At 24.3% G+C, this 18,800-nt stretch carries 14 protein-coding genes, 4 tRNA genes and 1 pseudogene; 5 read left to right on the forward strand and 14 right to left on the reverse strand.

Annotated elements, in window-relative coordinates; translation table 11 throughout:
• Positions 1 to 248 precede the first annotated feature (248 nt).
• The 10 genes from rplL to AB4W77_RS00225 form a co-directional block, all read right to left on the reverse strand.
• The gene (gene rplL, locus AB4W77_RS00180) at positions 249 to 620 is read right to left on the reverse strand and encodes a 50S ribosomal protein L7/L12 (RefSeq protein WP_367681478.1); all 372 of its coding nucleotides are present in this window, start codon (positions 618 to 620) and stop codon (positions 249 to 251) included.
• Positions 621 to 689: 69 nt separating this feature from the next.
• Positions 690 to 1,187 (reverse strand): 50S ribosomal protein L10, encoded by a 498-nt coding sequence (gene rplJ, locus AB4W77_RS00185; protein ID WP_367681479.1) that lies wholly within the window; start codon positions 1,185 to 1,187, stop codon positions 690 to 692.
• Positions 1,188 to 1,451: 264 nt separating this feature from the next.
• Positions 1,452 to 2,147: a 50S ribosomal protein L1 gene (gene rplA / locus AB4W77_RS00190; protein ID WP_367681480.1), complete on the reverse strand. Its 696-nt coding sequence runs from the start codon at positions 2,145 to 2,147 to the stop codon at positions 1,452 to 1,454.
• Between the two features lie 2 nt (positions 2,148 to 2,149).
• Complete coding sequence (gene rplK / locus AB4W77_RS00195; RefSeq protein WP_367681481.1) at positions 2,150 to 2,578, reverse strand: 50S ribosomal protein L11; 429 nt, start codon at positions 2,576 to 2,578, stop codon at positions 2,150 to 2,152.
• Positions 2,579 to 2,705: 127 nt separating this feature from the next.
• The gene (gene nusG, locus AB4W77_RS00200; protein WP_265196900.1) at positions 2,706 to 3,251 is read right to left on the reverse strand and encodes a transcription termination/antitermination protein NusG; all 546 of its coding nucleotides are present in this window, start codon (positions 3,249 to 3,251) and stop codon (positions 2,706 to 2,708) included.
• 1 nt (position 3,252) lies between these two features.
• Positions 3,253 to 3,636 carry a preprotein translocase subunit SecE gene (secE, locus tag AB4W77_RS00205; RefSeq protein ID WP_367681482.1) on the reverse strand — a complete coding sequence of 128 codons (384 nt, stop codon included), beginning with the start codon at positions 3,634 to 3,636 and terminating at the stop codon, positions 3,253 to 3,255.
• Positions 3,637 to 4,031: 395 nt separating this feature from the next.
• Positions 4,032 to 4,104: transfer RNA gene (locus AB4W77_RS00210), tRNA-Thr, on the reverse strand.
• A 14-nt stretch (positions 4,105 to 4,118) separates the two neighbouring features.
• Positions 4,119 to 4,190 (reverse strand) — tRNA-Gly (locus AB4W77_RS00215).
• 45 nt (positions 4,191 to 4,235) lie between these two features.
• A tRNA-Tyr gene (locus tag AB4W77_RS00220) sits at positions 4,236 to 4,317 on the reverse strand.
• Between the two features lie 14 nt (positions 4,318 to 4,331).
• Positions 4,332 to 4,404: transfer RNA gene (locus AB4W77_RS00225), tRNA-Thr, on the reverse strand.
• A 908-nt stretch (positions 4,405 to 5,312) separates the two neighbouring features.
• On the opposite strand from AB4W77_RS00225, the gene metF reads away from it, so the two are divergent.
• From metF to cysE, 4 genes and pseudogenes are all read left to right on the forward strand, one after another.
• A complete protein-coding gene (gene metF / locus AB4W77_RS00230) occupies positions 5,313 to 6,200 on the forward strand; it encodes a methylenetetrahydrofolate reductase (RefSeq protein WP_367681483.1) in 888 nt (295 codons plus the stop codon).
• A 2,109-nt stretch (positions 6,201 to 8,309) separates the two neighbouring features.
• Complete coding sequence (locus AB4W77_RS00235; protein WP_367681484.1) at positions 8,310 to 9,524, forward strand: argininosuccinate synthase; 1,215 nt, start codon at positions 8,310 to 8,312, stop codon at positions 9,522 to 9,524.
• Positions 9,525 to 9,591: 67 nt separating this feature from the next.
• Entirely contained in the window at positions 9,592 to 10,959 is a 1,368-nt protein-coding gene (argH, locus tag AB4W77_RS00240; protein ID WP_367681485.1) for an argininosuccinate lyase, read from the forward strand.
• A gap of 478 nt (positions 10,960 to 11,437) precedes the next feature.
• Positions 11,438 to 12,169, forward strand: a pseudogene (cysE, locus tag AB4W77_RS00245) (serine O-acetyltransferase); the annotation flags it as partial.
• A 302-nt stretch (positions 12,170 to 12,471) separates the two neighbouring features.
• Here the strand turns inward: cysE and rpoD are convergent.
• The 3 genes from rpoD to rpsU form a co-directional block, all read right to left on the reverse strand.
• On the reverse strand, positions 12,472 to 14,310 hold the full coding sequence (rpoD, locus tag AB4W77_RS00250; protein WP_367681486.1) for an RNA polymerase sigma factor RpoD: 1,839 nt from the start codon (positions 14,308 to 14,310) through the stop codon (positions 12,472 to 12,474).
• A gap of 162 nt (positions 14,311 to 14,472) precedes the next feature.
• A complete protein-coding gene (gene dnaG / locus AB4W77_RS00255) occupies positions 14,473 to 16,218 on the reverse strand; it encodes a DNA primase (protein ID WP_367681487.1) in 1,746 nt (581 codons plus the stop codon).
• A 74-nt stretch (positions 16,219 to 16,292) separates the two neighbouring features.
• Entirely contained in the window at positions 16,293 to 16,508 is a 216-nt protein-coding gene (gene rpsU, locus AB4W77_RS00260; protein WP_367681488.1) for a 30S ribosomal protein S21, read from the reverse strand.
• 260 nt (positions 16,509 to 16,768) lie between these two features.
• On the opposite strand from rpsU, the gene tsaD reads away from it, so the two are divergent.
• Positions 16,769 to 17,785 carry a tRNA (adenosine(37)-N6)-threonylcarbamoyltransferase complex transferase subunit TsaD gene (tsaD, locus tag AB4W77_RS00265; protein WP_367681489.1) on the forward strand — a complete coding sequence of 339 codons (1,017 nt, stop codon included), beginning with the start codon at positions 16,769 to 16,771 and terminating at the stop codon, positions 17,783 to 17,785.
• Between the two features lie 73 nt (positions 17,786 to 17,858).
• Here tsaD and ribB read toward each other — a convergent pair whose 3' ends face one another.
• A complete protein-coding gene (ribB, locus tag AB4W77_RS00270) occupies positions 17,859 to 18,491 on the reverse strand; it encodes a 3,4-dihydroxy-2-butanone-4-phosphate synthase (RefSeq protein ID WP_367681490.1) in 633 nt (210 codons plus the stop codon).
• Positions 18,492 to 18,800 lie beyond the last annotated feature (309 nt).

Raw genomic sequence — 18,800 nt, forward strand, 5'->3', positions numbered from 1 at the left:
ACCTTGTTTATTCTTTATAAATAACAGTTGGTTGATCTAATTTTAAAATTAAGATTATCTGAGATAACAATTTATAAATGAAACAATATTCATTTAACCTATAATTAGATTTTTAAAAGAAAAATAATAAATAATAATAATTTTACATTAAATAATTAAAATTATTTTATATTTTAATTAAGAAAGGCTGGTGGCTGATGATTATGGCCACCAGTATTTATAAATTGAATTTATCTAATAATAATTAATTATTTAATTTCTACTTCGGCACCAGCATCTTCTAATATTTTTTTTAAGGATTCAGATTCATCTTTATTAATATTTTCTTTTATGAGAGTGGGAGCAGATTCGACTAAATCTTTAGCTTCTTTTAGTCCTAATCCAGTAGCACTACGTACTGCTTTAATTACTGATACTTTATTTCCACCTATAGTTTTTAAGAATACATTAAATTCTGTTTTTTCTTCTGTAGATGTATCAGCTTGTCCTGTTGTAACATTAGTGTTTATAGCGTTTGCTGAAACACCAAATTTTTCTTCCATAGCTGATATTAGTTCAACAACATTTTTTACAGACATTTCTGCTATGGCTTCTAGAATTTGTTCTTTATTAATTGACATAAAAGTATTCCTAACAAAAATCTGAAGTAATGTAAGCAGTATCTGGTATATCGAAAATTTATTGAAAATTTAGTTATTTTCTTTCTTATTGGATATAACAGATAAAGTACGAATTAGTTTTCCTGCAGCAAGTTCTTTTATCAAGGATATAAAAATAATTATAGCTTCTTTGTAAGTAGGCATGTCTGCAAGTTGGTTGACTTGTAATTTAGATAATATTTTTTTTTCAAAAACACCACTGGTAATTTTAAAATTTTTATTTTTTTTTGCAAAATTTCTAAATAACCTTGCTGCACTGCCTGCATGTTCAAAAGAATAGGCAATGAGAGAAGGGCCTTTTAATGTATTTTTAAGACATTCAAAAGATGTGCCTTGAATAGCTAAGTTTAATAATGTGTTTCGTACAACGCTAATTTTTACTCCAATATGGCGACTTAATTTTCTTAATTCCGTTATATTATTGGTAGTGATACCTCGAGAATCAGCTATTATAACTGATAATGCCATGTTGGCTGTTTTATTAATTTTAGCAACAATTTCTTTTTTATTTTGAAGGCTTAATGGCATCTATATTGTGCTCCTAGATTTTATTTATGTCATTTATAATATGACTATTTTATGTATCATATATAAAAAGAACTAAAAGCATTAATTAAAGTTAAAAATGTTTTTCTTATTTTAAATAAATATAAATTTTTTTATATCGTAAGAAAAATTACATATAAAGGTGTATTTTTTTAATTAAATTAATTTAAAATATTCATAAATTAAAGGGGCAGTTATTATAAATAATTTTTTTTCTAGCGTAAAGTATAAAATATTTTTTATTTTCTAGTTCAAAGTAGATTGATCAATTTTTAATCCAGCTCCCATTGTTGTAGATAAAAAAATTTTTCTTATATACAATCCTTTAGATTGTGAAGGTTTTATTTTATTTAAAGAAAGTAAAAGTGAATTTAAATTTTCTTTTATGTTTTTTTCTAAAAAATTAATTTTACCAATAGTTGCGTGAACAATGCCATTTTTATCATTACGATAACGAATTTGTCCTATTTTAGTATTTTTTACTGTTTCGAATATTTTTTCAGTTACTGTTCCTAATTTTGGATTTGGCATTAATCCTCGAGGTCCTAATATTGCTCCTAGTTGACCAACTATTTTCATGGAATCTGGAGAAGCGATAACTATATCAAAATTTATTTTTTTATTTTTTATTTTTTCTGCTAAATCTTCTAATCCAATGAAATCTGCATTAGCAGAAATAGCTTCTTTAATATATTTATTATTATTAGTGAAAACAGCAACTTTAATTGTACGTCCAATTCCGTGAGGTAATAAAGTGTAGCCACGAATGTTTTGTTCTGATTTTTTAGCATCAATACCTAAATGGATAGATACATCAACACTTTCATTAAATTTTTTAGTTGAAAATTTTTTTAATATTAAAATTCCTTCGTTTATGTGATAAAATTTTTTATAATCGATATTATTTCTCATCAACATCATTTTTTTTGTTAGTTTTGACATATTTACTCCTCTACTGTTAAACCCATAGAATAAGCTGTTCCTGTTATTGATTTAGCCATTTTTTCGAGGGTAGAACCAGTCATATCTATTTTTTTCATTGATGCTATTTCTAAAATTTGTTTTTTGGTAATTTTTCCTACTTTTTCTTGATTAGGTTTTCCTGAACCTGATTTGATTCCTGCTATTTTTTTAAGTAAAATAGAGGCTGGTGGAGTTTTTATGATAAAAGAAAATGAACGGTCGGTATATACAGTAATAACAACTGGTATTGGTAGTCCTTTTTCTATTTTTTCTGTTTTTGTATTAAAAGATTTACAAAATTCCATAATATTTACCCCTTTTTGTCCTAAGGCAGGGCCTACTGGAGGACTGGGATTAGCCATACCTGCTGAAACTTGTAATTTAATGTAAGCTTGTATTTTTTTAGCCATAAAATTTTTGCCGTATGTATATCAAAATATGTTGATAATTTCGTTTTTTAATTTATTAAATTTTATTTGATAAAGATTAATTATATTTGAAAAAAGTTGTTTTTATATTGTTAATATGAGTTAAATTTTAATTTTTTTCTACTTGTCCAAAATCTAATTCAACAGGAGTTGCTCTGCCAAATATAGAAACAGATACTTTTAATCTATTTTTGTCATAATCCACTTCTTCTACTACACCATTAAAGTCTGAAAAAGGACCATTATTAACTCTAATTGTTTCACCTGGTTCAAATAATGTTTTTGGTCTAGGTTTATCACCTATCTTTCTTAATCTAGTAATGATAGTGTCTACTTCTTTATCACTAATTGGGGAAGGTCGATCTGATGTTCCTCCGACGAAACCCATTACTCGAGGCACACTGCGTACTAGATGCCAACTTAGTTCATTCATAACCATTTGAACCAATACGTATCCTGGAAAAAATTTATATTCGCTTTTTTTACGTTGTCCGCTTCGAATTTCTATTACTTCTTCACTTGGCACCATAATTTCTCCAAAAAATTTTTCCATATTATTCAATTTTACGTGTTCTCGTATTGATTGTGCTATTCTATTCTCAAAACCAGAAAACGCTTGAAGTACGTACCAGCGTTTTTTTTGATTATCATGCATCTCATAACCTCAAGTTAGTGATAAATGATACCAAATGGAATAGAATATTATCTATTCCCCATATTACTAATGACATTACTACAGTGACTATGGAAACGATAAAAGTGGTATACAAAGTTTCTTTTTTGTTAGGCCAAATTATTTTTTTTATTTCATTTTTTGATTCAGTTATGAGAAATAACATTTTTTTTCCTGTTTCTGTATATAAAAAAACAAAAAATGCTGAACAAATTAGACATAAATTACATAAAATATGGAATATGAATATTACGTCGGAGAATAAAATATTATAAATAATTGATATAAATAGTATAATAAAAATGCAGGACCATTGTAATATTTTTATTTTTTTGGTGTTTTTTTTTAAATTACCATTAGAATGCATAAATAATCCTAAAATCTATAAATTGAAGATTATATATTTATATAACTAGAAAATTGCAATATCAGTTAAATTATGTTGATTTAATATCCTTTTTTAATATTTTAACAATATAATGGTATTAGAATGTAAAATATTATATAAGAATTAAAATTTTTGTGTTTTTAAATAATTATTTATTTTAAAAAATAAATATGATGTTAACCATATTTATACATAATTTTTTGTTCTGTTTTTAATTAAATATCGTAAGAGTGGGATTATATAATAAATTATGTTGAGGGAATATTTTAGATTAGTAATAAATAGTTCCTGTAAAGAATATTAAAAAATTAATATATCATAATTTTTATTTTTTGTATTTGTTTTTATAAAAAATATTTATTAAGAGAAAACTATGCTGATACCCAGATTTGAACTGGGGACCTCACCCTTACCATGGGTGCGCTCTACCTACTGAGCCATATCAGCTATTATTTTTGTTGAGCGGACAGCGGGAATTGAACCCGCATCATCAGCTTGGAAGGCTGAGATAATAACCTTTATACGATGTCCGCTTTATTTATTATAAATATTTAAGATACTATGTTTATTTAAAATATTGGTGGGAGAAGGATTCGAACCTTCGAAGTCTATGACGGCAGATTTACAGTCTGCTCCCTTTAACCACTCGGGAATCCCACCTTAATTGTTAATTATGCCGGCTACCGGAATCGAACTGGTGACCTACTGATTACAAGTCAGTTGCTCTACCTGCTGAGCTAAGCCGGCTTGTTGAATATATATCTATAGTATATATATTACGTATGGATTTGTTTTTATGCAATAAAAATTTTAAAAATATTTTTAATTGAAAAATGAAACATACAATTCATTAAAATGTTTATTTATTGAAAGTTATTATTATGTAATATAAAAATAATCTTTAACAAATATAAGGTTAACAATAATTATCAATTGAATATATATTCTTATTATATTAATAGTTTTTTAAAATATTTTTAAATTTTTAAAATAATTAGTTTATATGTTGAAAAATATATTTTATTTATTTTTTATTTTTAATAATACTATTAATTTACATAAAATAAATAGGTTAAAATGTTTAAGAAAAATTTTTATATTTTACATGTTATTTATAAGATAAATTTAATTATATTATGCTAATTTTTAGATAATGTTATATTTGGACATTGTTCATTGGATATAAATATCTTAATAATTTTTTATTATTTTATTTTTATATATTTTTTAAAAAATTAATTTTATTCTCATATTAAAAATATTTTTTTAAATAGTTAAGTTTATTCTGATATTGCAAATGTTGTTAGTATTGTGAAAAAATTAATAATTTATTTTATGGAAATATTTTAACATTATTATTATATTTTTTAGTTTTTTTCTTATTTCTTATGAAATATAATATATATTTATAAAGATATATTTTCATTAGTATTATTGATTAAATAATAATGTAAATTATATATTTTATATATGTATAATTAAAGTATATCGATAAGAGTTTAATTTTTTATTTAATATTTTTAATTTAATAAAAATTAAATCAAATGTATTTAGTAACGAAAATTATAAATTATTATTTTAGATATTGAGTAACTATTAATCATATATTTTAGATATATAATTTTATTAAAAAATAATTTATGAGATTAAAAATTATGAACAATGTTGATAAAACTAAAAAACAAATGTTTAATCAAAATTTATTAGATTTAAGAGATAAAATAAATATTTCTTTTGAGTTTTTTCCTCCAAAAAATGTTTCTTTAGAAAAAAAATTATGGTCTTCTATTGATAAATTAAGTGTTTTTAAACCTGTTTTTTCTTCAGTAACATATGGTGCCAACAGTGGTGAACGTGATCGGACTTATACTATCGTAAAAGAGATTAAAGAGCGTACGGGATTTTCAGTAGCTCCACATCTAACATGTATAGATGCTACTGATGAAGAATTAAAAATGATAGCTAAAAATTATTGGAAGAATGGTATTAAGCATATAGTGGCATTACGAGGAGATCAGTTAAAGCAAACGAAAAAAATAAAAAGATATGCTTTAAATTTAGTTAAATTATTGAAAGATGTTGCTGATTTTGATATTTCAGTTGCAGCTTATCCTGAAGTTCATCCGGAAGCAAAAGATGCGCTATCTGATTTAATGAACTTAAAAAGCAAAGTGGATGCTGGAGCTAATAGAGCTATTACTCAATTTTTTTTCGATGTTGAATGTTATTTACGTTTTCGTGATCTTTGTTTTAAAAATGGTATTAATATTAAAATTATTCCTGGTATTTTCCCAATATTTGATTTTCAAAAATTGAAACAATTTTCTAAAATGACTAATGTAAATATTCCTAGATTTATGCATCAAATATTTGAAGGATTAGATAATGATTTAGAAACAAGTAAAATAATTGGATCACATATATCAATAAATATGATTAAAAAATTATATTTTGAAGGAGTAAAAGATTTTCATTTTTATACTTTAAATAGATCAGATATTGTTTATTCTATTTGTCATATATTGAGACAAAAAACGTTTTAAATTAAAAACAATTTATTATTAAAATGTTAATGAAATATATTTTAAAATTTAGAAATATATTAGAGATAAATATTTTAATTTATCATATATAAATTGAATATATCAATTCATAATTTATATTTTTTGGTGAAGTTATTTTGAGTGATTATGAATATCACTTGAATGAATTTTAAAAATCTAAAATATTTTTTTATTATACATAGGTAGATTTAATAAATAAGTTTTTAAAAATTGATTAATTTTAACATAAAAATTTATGAATTTGAAATTTAAAATATTTTTTTAAATCAATAGAATAAATTAAATTTTTTATGTTAATTAATAATTTTTATTTTTTATTTTCAATTTATTTTAAATTAAAAGATTATTATTTTTTTATTAGGTAAAATAATCTATTGATATTAAAATATAATTTGTAAAAATTATAAATAGGACTGTTTTTTAGATAATTTAAATACTTTATTGATTATAAATATTAGTAAAAAATAAGCATGTTTTTTTATTTTTAAAATGATATTAAGATATATGGTAATTTTTTATTTATATAATGATTTATTTTGAGAATAGTATATTTAAAATGGTATCATAAAATTTATTTTTAATAATTATTAATTGATATCTATAGGTTTTTTTATTTTTAAATTTAATTTAAAAAATTTATTCTATAGAATATTTAAAATTTTTTTTTATTTATAGATTTTTAATTTTACTATTTTTGATTAAAATTTATTAAAAATTATTAATGTTTTTATATTAAAAATGAAATATAAATTAAGAATTGTTAATTATAATTATTTAAAATTATATATTTTTAGTGAAGTGATAGTATCTTTATTTTATATTGAGTTATAGTGAAGATGTGCATAGTTGTTAAATTTTTTATAAATATTTTATTAGTATTTTAAATTATGATTTAAAATTAATATTTTATATATATATAGATTATTTCTTAGTGAGTAAAATATTTAGTAGTTAATAATATTGATTAATTTGATAAAATAGAATAATTTTTTGAAGTATTTTTATATTGTTCAAGATATTAAATATGTTTCATATATGTAAAAATTTTTCTTTTTTTTATGATTTTTTGTTTATTTTTTTGTATAAATTTTATTTATAATATTTTTATCTGTTAATTTAGCAGATATATGATTATTTTGAATATTTTTCACTTTAAGATTAATATTTTTATTTATAAGGATTATTTATCTAACAATATTACATTTTAAAAATACGATATTTTATTTTTTTAGTAATTTTTTAATTAATTTAATTAATGGGTTTATTTTTATTAAGAGAAATAAAATTTTAGCTATAAAATTAGGTAATATTTTGTTAGGTAAATAAAACGGTATATTACGTTTATTTAAATTATTAATTGATTATTTTATTATTTGTAATAATTGTTATGTTTTTTCATTAATGGAGAAGGTATTTTTATTGATTGATTTATGTCTGAATTATTCTTTTTTATTATAAGAGAAAGGTTTTTAATTATATTTTTTGAAAAAATATATAACATTATTGAAATTTTTAAGTAAAAACGTAAATAAAATTTTACTTTTTAGGTTAAAAAATATGGAATAAATGTCATGGAACGATGTTTTTTTGATAGGAACAATATTTAAATTAGTGGACAAAATGGATTCAGATTACGTAGGTATGCTTGCGTTTTGTTTCATATTTTATTAAAAATTTTTTATTTAATAACATTTTATAAATTATTATTTTGATAGAAATTGATTATTAAATAAAATTCATAAATGTTAATTCAGATTTAATTATTACAGTATTAGCAATAAATACTATAATGTTAAGAGATGCCTTAATTTTTTATCAGATAGTGGTATTGTTTTATATGGTGATAGTAATTTAATCAAGGAGATAATAGATACAAGCGTGCATCTTTTGATTAAAGAATATGTTATTCTTGATAGAATGGTTGTAATATTTGGTATTTTTATAATTGGTTAGTTTATTAGGTTATATGTTAGATATTTCCGGTAGTTAAGATTTTGGAAAATTGATATTTATGTTTCATAAAAAATTTATTGGAAATCGTATTTTTAGTAAAAATAAATTTTAAATATTAAGGAAATCATTTTATTTATGAATAAAGATCAGAATAAAACAGTTGTACTTGCTTATTCAGGAGGATTAGATACATCTGCTATTATACCATGGGTGAAGGAAAACTACAATGTGAAAGTAGTAGCTTTTGTTGCAAATATAGGTCAGAATAAAAAAGAATTGGAAGAAATAGAAGAAAAAGCATTAAAATCGGGAGCTTATAAATGCTATATTATGGATCTGCGAGAAACATTTGTTCGAGATTATGTGTATCCGGTATTAAAGACAGGTGCTTTATATGAAGGAAGTTATTTATTAGGAACCGCTATGGCGCGTCCTGTTATTGCTCAAGCACAAGTTAATCTTGCATTAAAGTTAGGTGCTGAATTTCTATGTCACGGTGCTACAGGAAAAGGAAATGATCAAGTACGTTTTGAGACAACTTATGCAGCTTTAGCTCCTCATTTAAAAGTTATTGCTCCATGGCGAGAATGGAAATTACGTTCTCGAGAATCTTTATTAGAATATTTAAGTAAAAAAAATATTCCTACTACAGCTACTTTAGAAAAAATATATAGTAGAGATGAAAATATTTGGCATATTTCTACAGAAGGAGGAATGCTTGAAGATACGTGGAATATTTCTAATCCAGATTGCTGGATGTGGACAACAGATCCTAAATTGGCTCCTGTAAAATCTGAATATATATTGATTACAATTGAAAGGGGTTGTGTTATAGCAGTAAATAATCGTAGATTAAGTCCTGTAAAATGTTTAGAAGAGTTAAATAAAATTGGTTCTAAACATGGGATAGGTCGTATCGATATTGTAGAAAATAGACTAATTGGTATGAAATCTAGAGGTTGTTACGAAACACCAGGAGGTACAATAATGTCGACGGCATTACGAGCAATAGAACAATTAGTTTTAGATCGTGAAAGTTTTAAATGGAGAGAAAATATAGGATTAGAAATGTCTTCTGTAGTTTATGATGGACGTTGGTTTGCTCCTTTACGTGAATCTCTTCAAGCAGCTGCTGATAGTTTATCTAATGAAATTAATGGTGAGGTAGGTTTGGAATTATATAAAGGTAAAGTAGTCGCTGTACAAAAAAAGTCTCCTAATTCTTTATATTCTAAAGATTTCGCAACATTCGGAGAAGATGAAGTTTACCATCAATCAGATGCAAAAGGGTTTATAAGACTTTTTTCTTTATCTGCTCGTATCCGTGCGATAAAAAAACAAAAAAAATAATTTTTTATATTAATTAATAATAAATTAATTTAATAATTTATTGTTTATAAATAAGTAGGTTAAGATTATGGCGTTATGGGGTGGTCGATTTACACAATTATCTAACCAGTATTTTAAAAAATTTAATAATTCTTTGCATATTGATTATCGTTTGGTGGAAGAAGATATATTAGGTTCAATAGAGTGGTCAAAATCACTTGTGATGGTTAATGTATTAACATCCAAAGAACAAAAAAAAATAGAAGAAGCTTTAATTTCGTTATTAAAAGAAGTAAAAAATAATTCTAAAAGGATATTGAGAAGTGATGTAGAAGATGTTCATACTTGGGTAGAACTAGAATTAGTGCATAAAATAGGCTCACTTGGTAAGAAATTGCATACTGGTCGTAGTAGAAACGATCAAGTTTCTACAGATTTAAAATTGTGGTGTAAGTCTCAAGTAAATATTTTATTGAATAGTATTTATAAACTTAAAAAAGCGTTACTTTTTCTTGCAGAAGAAACACAAAATGTGATTATGCCAGGATATACACATTTACAAAAAGCTCAGCCTATCACCTTTGCGTATTGGTGTTTAGCTTATATAGAAATGTTTAAAAGAGATACTAGTAGATTAAAAGATGCATTTAAAAGAATAGATATCAGTCCTTTAGGTAGTGGAGCTTTATCTGGTACAAGTTGGAATATTGATCGAGAAAAATTAGCGAGTAATTTAGGTTTTTCTTCAGCAACAAGTAATAGTTTAGATAGTGTTTCTGATAGAGATTATGTTATTGAGTTAATATCAGTTGCTTCAATTAGTATGTTACATTTATCTCGTTTTTCTGAAGATTTAATTTTTTTTAATTCCGGGGAAGTAAATTTTATTTCATTATCTGATGATGTAACATCTGGTTCTTCATTGATGCCTCAAAAAAAAAATCCAGATGCTTTGGAATTAATAAGAGGTAAAACTGGTCGTGTGTATGGTTCTTTGATTAGTATTTTAGTATTATTGAAGGGTTTACCTTTAGCATATAATAAAGATATGCAAGAAGATAAAGAAGGATTATTTGATGCTTTAGATACTTGGAATAGTTGTTTGCATATGTCAGTTTTAGTTTTAAAGGGAATTAAAATAAATAAGTTTATTTGTCGAGAAGCTGCAAAGAAAGGTTATTCTAATGCTACTGAACTAGCGGATTATTTAGTGCGAAAAAGTATACCTTTTCGTGATGCTCATCGTATTGTTGGAAAGATTGTATTAGAAGCAATAGAAAAAAACATATCTCTACAAGAAATAGATATTTTAACTTTTAAAAAGTATTGTCCTATTATTGCTTCTGATGTATATGACGTATTAGATTTATGTTCTATCATAAATAAAAGAAATTCTAAAGGTGGGGTTTCAAAAGAACAAGTGTCTTTTGTCATTTCTGAATTAAAAAATGAATAATCTTTATTTTATTTAATACTTTTTTAATTAAAATTAATAATTATTCATCGCGACATAAAAACATGTCGCGATATTTTTTTGTTTATAATAAAAAATTATTTGTTTTTTTGGATTAAAAAAGCATTTTTTTAAAAAATTAATAATATTAGTGCATAAATATTGATTTATTTTATTAGATATTAATCCAAAAATTAATTTAATCTTAATTAAACTATATATTTTGATATTAATAAAACATGTATTTTATAAATAAAATAAATTTTTAACAAATAAAAGATTCATTTCAGCGACATATAATTATTTATTATGTAAAAATTTTATTCAATGTATTGTAATAGAAATTTTTATGACTATACAATGTGTTTAGTTTATTATTTATATATATATCAATGTTTTATTAAAAATAAAAATAAGTTGAATTAGTTTAATATAGATTAAAAAATTTTTAATTTTTATTAATTATTTTTTAGGAGGAAAAATTTTGTTTGAAGAAATTAATTTGGTATGGGAAAAAATACGATCAGAAATAAAAATTATTTCAGATAATGAACCTACATTATCTAAATTTTATTATTTAATGGTATTACAGCATAAGTCTTTTTTACAAGCATTAAGTTTTATTTTATCTAATAAATTGCAAAATAAAATGATTATGGATTTTTTTTTACAAGATACTTTTGAAAAAGTATATTTATCTGATTTATCGTTATTAAAATCTGCAGTTAAAGATATATATGCTGTTTATAATCGAGATCCTGTAATAGATCATTATTCTACTATATTTTTATATTTAAAAGGTTTTCATGCTTTACAAATATATCGTATTAGTCATAAATTATGGAAAATAGGACGTAAATCATTAGCATTATTTTTACAAAATACAGTATCAGTATTATTTTCGGTAGATATTCATCCTGCTGCTGAAATTGGATATGGTATTATGTTAGATCATGCTACGGGTATTGTAATAGGAGAAACTGTTTTAGTAGAAAATAATGTTTCTATTTTACAATCGGTAACGTTAGGTAGTACTGGAAAAATTACTGGGAAAAGACATCCTACTATAAGAGAAGGAGTTGTTATAGGAGCTGGAGCAAAAATTCTTGGAGATATAGAAATTGGTTTAAATTCCAAGATAGGTGCCGGTGCTGTTGTTTTAAATTCTATCCCTTCATATAGTACAGCTGCTGGTGTTCCAGCTAGAATTGTTTCTAAATTAATGTGAATAAATTAATGAGAATTTATTACTACTGATTTAATAAAATATAAGATTATTTATGATTAATATTTTAAAAATAATTAAATAGTTATTTTTAATTTTTTATGGAAAAAATTTGCTATATAAATTTTTATATTTTGTTAAATCAGACATGAATGTAGATAGAATTTTGAATATTAAATAAAGATTCATTTTTTATATTAATAATATTGAAGATCATAAAAATGTATTATAAATTTTTATTAAAAACAACAACAAAGCTTCTTAAATAAAATAAGCTTTGTTGTTGTCTATTAATCATCTAAAAAACTACGGAGTACTTCAGATCGGCTAGGATGTCTTAATTTTCTTAATGCTTTAGCTTCTATTTGTCTGATACGTTCACGTGTGACATCAAATTGTTTACCAACTTCTTCTAAAGTGTGGTCGGTATTCATATCGATACCAAAACGCATTCTTAAAACTTTAGCTTCTCTCGGGGTTAAGCCAGATAAAACGTTATGAGTAGCAGAACGTAAACTTTCAGAAGTAGCAGAATCTAAAGGTAATTCTAATGTTGTATCTTCTATAAAATCACCTAAATGAGAATCATCATCGTCTCCAATAGGTGTTTCCATTGATATAGGTTCTTTTGCTATTTTTAATACTTTTCTTATTTTATCTTCCGGTATTAACATTCTTTCAGATAATTCTTCGGGTGTTGGTTCTCGTCCCATCTCTTGTAGCATTTGTCTGGAAACACGATTTAGTTTATTGATAGTTTCAATCATATGTACAGGAATACGAATAGTTCTAGCTTGATCAGCAATAGAACGAGTAATGGCTTGCCTGATCCACCAGGTGGCGTATGTTGAAAATTTATATCCTCTTCTATATTCAAATTTATCTACAGCTTTCATTAAACCTATATTTCCTTCTTGAATTAGATCTAAAAATTGTAATCCGCGGTTAGTATACTTTTTTGCTATTGATATGACTAATCTTAGATTTGCTTCTACCATTTCTTTTTTGGCTCTTCTAGCTTTAGCTTCTCCTATAGCCATTCTTTTATTGATATCTTTTACTTGTTCAATAGTTAATCCTGTTTCTTTTTCTATCTGAATTAATTTTTTTAAGATAAAATTAATATCTTCTTTTATTGAATATAATTTTTCAGACCATGGTTTTTTTGTATTTTTTATTAATTGTAACCAGTTAATATCGGATTTCCTTTTCGTAAAAATATTAATAAAATTTTTTTTTGGCATTTTACATTTTTCTATGCATAGTTTCATAACCAAACGTTCTTGTACTCTTACTCTTTTCATCATTTTTCGCATTTTTTTTACTAAATAATCAAATTGTTTAGGAACTAGTCTAAATTGTTTGAATATTTCTGATAAATTATTAATGGCATTTAATGAATCTTCATGATTTCTATTATTTTTTCTTATTGTGCTATTAGTAATATTATATTGATAATGTAATTCAATGAATTTTTCTTTCGCTAGTTCAGGATCAACATTATTTTCATCTTCGTTATCATCTTCTTCATCATTATCATGATCTTCATTATTATGTTCTTCTTCTAGTAGTTCAGATCCAATATTTGTAGATATAGGAGAAAGAAATTCTTCTGCATTTGGATCTACAAATCCTGTAATTAGTTCAGATAATTTTATTTCACCAGATTCAACACGATGATATTGTTCTAAAAGGTAACTGATAGCTTCTGGATATTCAGCCACTGAAGATTGAACTTGGTTAATTCCATCTTCTATTCGCTTTGCTATATCAATTTCACCTTCTCGTGTTAATAATTCTACAGTGCCCATTTCTCGCATGTACATACGAACAGGATCAGTTGTTCGACCAAGTTCAGTTTCTACATTAGATAACACTTGTGCTGCTGCTTCAGCTGTATCTTCATCAGTATCTGTACTACTTTCGTTTAGTATAAGATCATCAGCATCTGGTGCTGCTTCTACTACTTGTATTCCCATATCATTAATCATTTGAATTATATCTTCGATTTGATCAGAATCAATTATATCTTCTGGTAGATGATCGTTAACTTCAGCATAGGTCAAATAACCTTGTTCTTTTCCATGAGTGACAAGTAGTTTAAGCTGTGATTGCGGGTTTTGCTCCATGAGACAGTATCCACATTTCTTTTGTTAATTTTTATTGGTAAAATTGATTGACTTATATTTTTGTCAATCATGAGTAGTTTTATGAACTGTTAAGATATGTTTGATTTATTTTTTAAGATTTTTAAAATATATTTTTATCTTATTTATTGAAATTTCATGGAATTATATTCCTGCTAATTTTTTGTTTATTGACCATAATTCATTTTTTTCAGCATTATTCAATCCTTTTTGTCTTTCTTTATTTATTAAGAGCTCTTGTCTTAATTCTAATATTTTATCATATAGTCCACTTAATAAATCTAAAAATACGTTTTTTGTTTCTTTTTCGATTATCATGTGATCCCATTTGGCAAGTTTATATAGAACAGAAATTATATCAGTATTTCTATATATTTCTAATATTTGTCCTGTATTTAATTTAGGATTCTTTTTGCAAATTTTAATTAATGCTAAAAATAAAGTTATTCCTTTTATTTTTAAATTATTTAGTTTTGTAATAGAAGGTACGTTTTCTGCTAAATATGGATTTTGAATTAATAAGGAAATTAGAATTCGCATTCTATTTTGTTTTATTGGTTTAATACTATAATTTTCTATTTTTTTTTTGTTTTTAATAAATAATTTTTCTAATTGGTTAAGATCTGGAATACCTAGTTTATGTCCTAATATTTGTTTCAAATAAATACGCATAGTTTCTCCTGGTATTAATTTAATTAATGGAACTGCTATTGCGCTCAAATAACTACGTCCTTCAATGGAACTTAAATTAATATTTTTTAATAGTTTGGAAAAAAGAAATTTTGATAAATCGGTTGCTTGATTAATTCTATTTTCAAAAGCTTTTTTGCCTTCTTTTCTGATGATGGTATCTGGGTCTTCGTTTTGAGGAAGAAATATAAATTTAATACTTTTCCCGTCTTGTATATATGGTAAACTTTTTTTTAAAGTACGCCATGCAGCTTCTTTTCCTGAGTTATCACCGTCGTAACAATATATTACGTTGTTGGTAGTACGGAAAAGTAATTGTATGTGTTCGGAAGTTATTGAGGTTCCCAATGAAGCCACTGCATAATTAATTTTAAACTGAGTAAGCATGATAACATCAATATACCCTTCAACGATTAATAATTTATTTGGTTTGGGATATTTTTTTTTTATTTCATATAGACCATATAGTTGTCTGCTTTTATGAAAAATGATTGTTTCTGGAGAATTGATATATTTTGGTTTTTTATTATCTAAATTTCTGGCACCAAATCCATTAATTCTTCCATAATTATCTTTAATAGGGAATATAATTCTTCCTCTAAATCGATCATAAGGATATCCTTGTTTATTTAGAAGTAGTATTCCAGAATCAATAAGTGTATTTTTATTTTTTTTGTTTAATATTATTTTATTTGACATATTGTTCCATTCTTTTGGCGCAAAGCCAATAGAAAAATCATTTATCATTTTTTCATTGATACCTCTTCGTTTTAAGTATAGATAAGCTTCATTTGTATTATTATTAATAATATTTTTTTTATATATATCAGATATTGTTTTCATTAAGCAATATAATTCGTTTCTTTTATTAAATTCATTTTCGTTTTTTTTATAACCAATGTTATAAGGTATAGTTAATCTATTTAAGATAGAAAGTGTTTCAATGCTTTCTATAAAAGTTAAGTGTTCATAGTTCATTAAAAAATCAATAACGTTTCCATGAGAATTACAGCCAAAACAATAATAAAATTGTTTTTTATCATTTACTGTAAAAGATGGAGTTTTTTCATCATGGAAAGGACATTTAGCATGGTAATTTTGACCTTGTTTTTTTAAAGGAATACGAGAATTAATAAGATCAATAATATTGGTTTTGATAAGTAATTCATCAATAAAAACTTTTGGTATTTTTCCTATCATATATTTTATTTGTTTTTTTATAAAACACCGTAATTTTAAAATTTAACAGTGTTTTATTTTTATCATATTTAATGTTAGTACATGCGAACGCGTTTTAAATTTTCTCTAGAAATTTTTTTTGCAAGACGTTTTATAGCGGATGCTTTTGCTCTTTTCCTTTCAGTAGTAGGTTTTTCATAAAATTCTCGACGTCTAATTTCAGCCAATATTCCGGCTTTTTCACAGGATCTTTTAAATCTACGTAGGGCTATATCAAAAGGTTCATTTTCACGTACTTTAATAATGGGCATATTGATTTTCCTTATTTTGATATAAAACAAAAAAAAGAATAATTTTTACTTTACGATGTTAGGAATATAATATCAAAAAATATGGCATTATGAATTTATTTTTTATATATCTTATATTTTATTTGTATATATATATACATAATATTTTCTTTAATATAAGATAATGAAATTAATTAATTATATGAATATTTTTATCATATATTAAATTTTTTACATAAAATACATGTGATTTTTTATATTTAAATTACTTAAGGGGGAAAATGCGTGTATTAGGTATTGAAACATCTTGTGATGATACAGGTATTGCAATTTATGATGATCGATTGGGTTTAATGATTAATTTGTTATGTAATCAATTTAATGTACATTCTAAATATGGAGGGATAGTTCCTGAGTTAGCAGCACGCAGTCATATGAATAAGACAGTCCCTTTAATTGAAAGAGCTTTAATGCAATCTGGATGTGATGTAAAGTCTATTAGTGCTATTGCTTATACAGCAGGTCCTGGATTAATAGGATCATTATTGATAGGTGCTTCTATTGGTCATGCTTTGTCATTTTCTTGGAATATACCCATTATTCCAATAAATCATATGGAAGGACATTTATTATCACCAATGTTGGAAGAAAAAAAAATAGAATTTCCGTTTATTGCTCTTCTTGTTTCTGGAGGACATACTCAATTAATTCAAGCATGTAAAATAGGTAGTTATAATTTATTAGGAGAATCACTAGATGATTCTGTTGGTGATGCTTTTGATAAAACGGCTAAATTATTAGGTTTAAGTTACCCTGGAGGTCCTTCTTTATCTAAGATGGCAAAGTATGGTACTCCTGGTCGTTTTAAGTTTCCAAGACCTATGATTAAATCTTTAGATTTAAATTTCAGTTTTTCAGGGTTGAAGACGTATGTTTCTAATTTAATTAGTAAGCAAAAAAAAGATTTTCAAACATGTGCAGATATTGCTTATGAATTTGAATCAGCGGTAATTGATATATTGGTTATTAAATGTAAAAAAGCATTAAAAACAACTGGTTTGAAGCGTATAGTTTTAGCAGGTGGAGTCAGTGCTAATGATTCTTTAAGAGAAAAAATTAAACAGATGGCTATTCGTTGTAAAAGTCAAGTTTTTTATGTAAAACCTGAATTATGTACAGATAATGGGGCAATGATTGCTTATGTTGGTATGTTACGTTTTAAAGAAAGAAAATCTTCTACATTAAATATCTTTGTTAATCCTAATTGGTTATTAAGTGATTTAAAATCCATAAAATAAAAATTTTATAATTTTTTAGAAATATTTATTTTTTATTTATATAAATTTTTCATTTTATGAATTATTATTATGGTTAATAAATGTAATTTATTAAATCTTCGATAGTTAATACTGTCATATTTTTTAATTTCGCGAAATGGGTAATTTCGTGTATTTTTGCCATAGATCCATCAGAATTGGTTAATTCACATAGTATTCCATTTGGTTTTAATCCAGATATATTCATTAGTTCAATAGTAGCTTCCGTATGTCCTTTTCTTTTTAATAATCCTTGTTGATGAGCTCGTAGTGGAAAAACGTGTCCAGGACGGTTCAAATCACTAGGTTTAGCTTTATCGGATGTAGCTGTAAGAATTGTAGTTAATCTATCTTTAGCTGATACGCCTGTAGATACTCCTTGGGCAGCTTCAATCGTAACTGTAAAGTTGGTGCTAAATTTACTAGTATTATTTTTAACCATCATAGGTAATGCTAATTGTTTTCTTTTTGATTCCGTTATACATAAACAAACAATACCACTGCCATATCTAATGGTGAGGGCTACTTGTTCTACTGTTAATGATTCACATCCAAAAATTAAATCTCCTTCATTTTCTCTATCTGCATCATCGAGTAATATAATACCTTGTCCTTGTTTTAATGAACGGATAGCATTTTTAACACGTTGTTTTTTATTTCCGAATTCATAGAGTAAGGATCGATTCATGGTTAAAAACCTGTATTTATATATTGATAGATGAAGAATATGTATGTATATATTAAAAATATATATTATATCATTATTAATGATAAATTAATTTAATTAACAAATAATGTTAACCATATTGTCATTAATATTTTTAATTTTTTAAAAAATAATTTATTTTTATAATTTTTAATTAATAATATCTTTTAAATTTGTTTTTAATAATAATTATTTTTTATTAGTGATAAAAATATATTATATATATTTGTGATATATATAATATTTTATATTAATTATATATTAATATGTAATAAAATTATATATATATTT

Origin of the sequence: Buchnera aphidicola (Pemphigus immunis), from assembly GCF_964059115.1 — a bacterium.
GTDB lineage: Bacteria > Pseudomonadota > Gammaproteobacteria > Enterobacterales > Enterobacteriaceae > Buchnera_C > Buchnera_C aphidicola_C.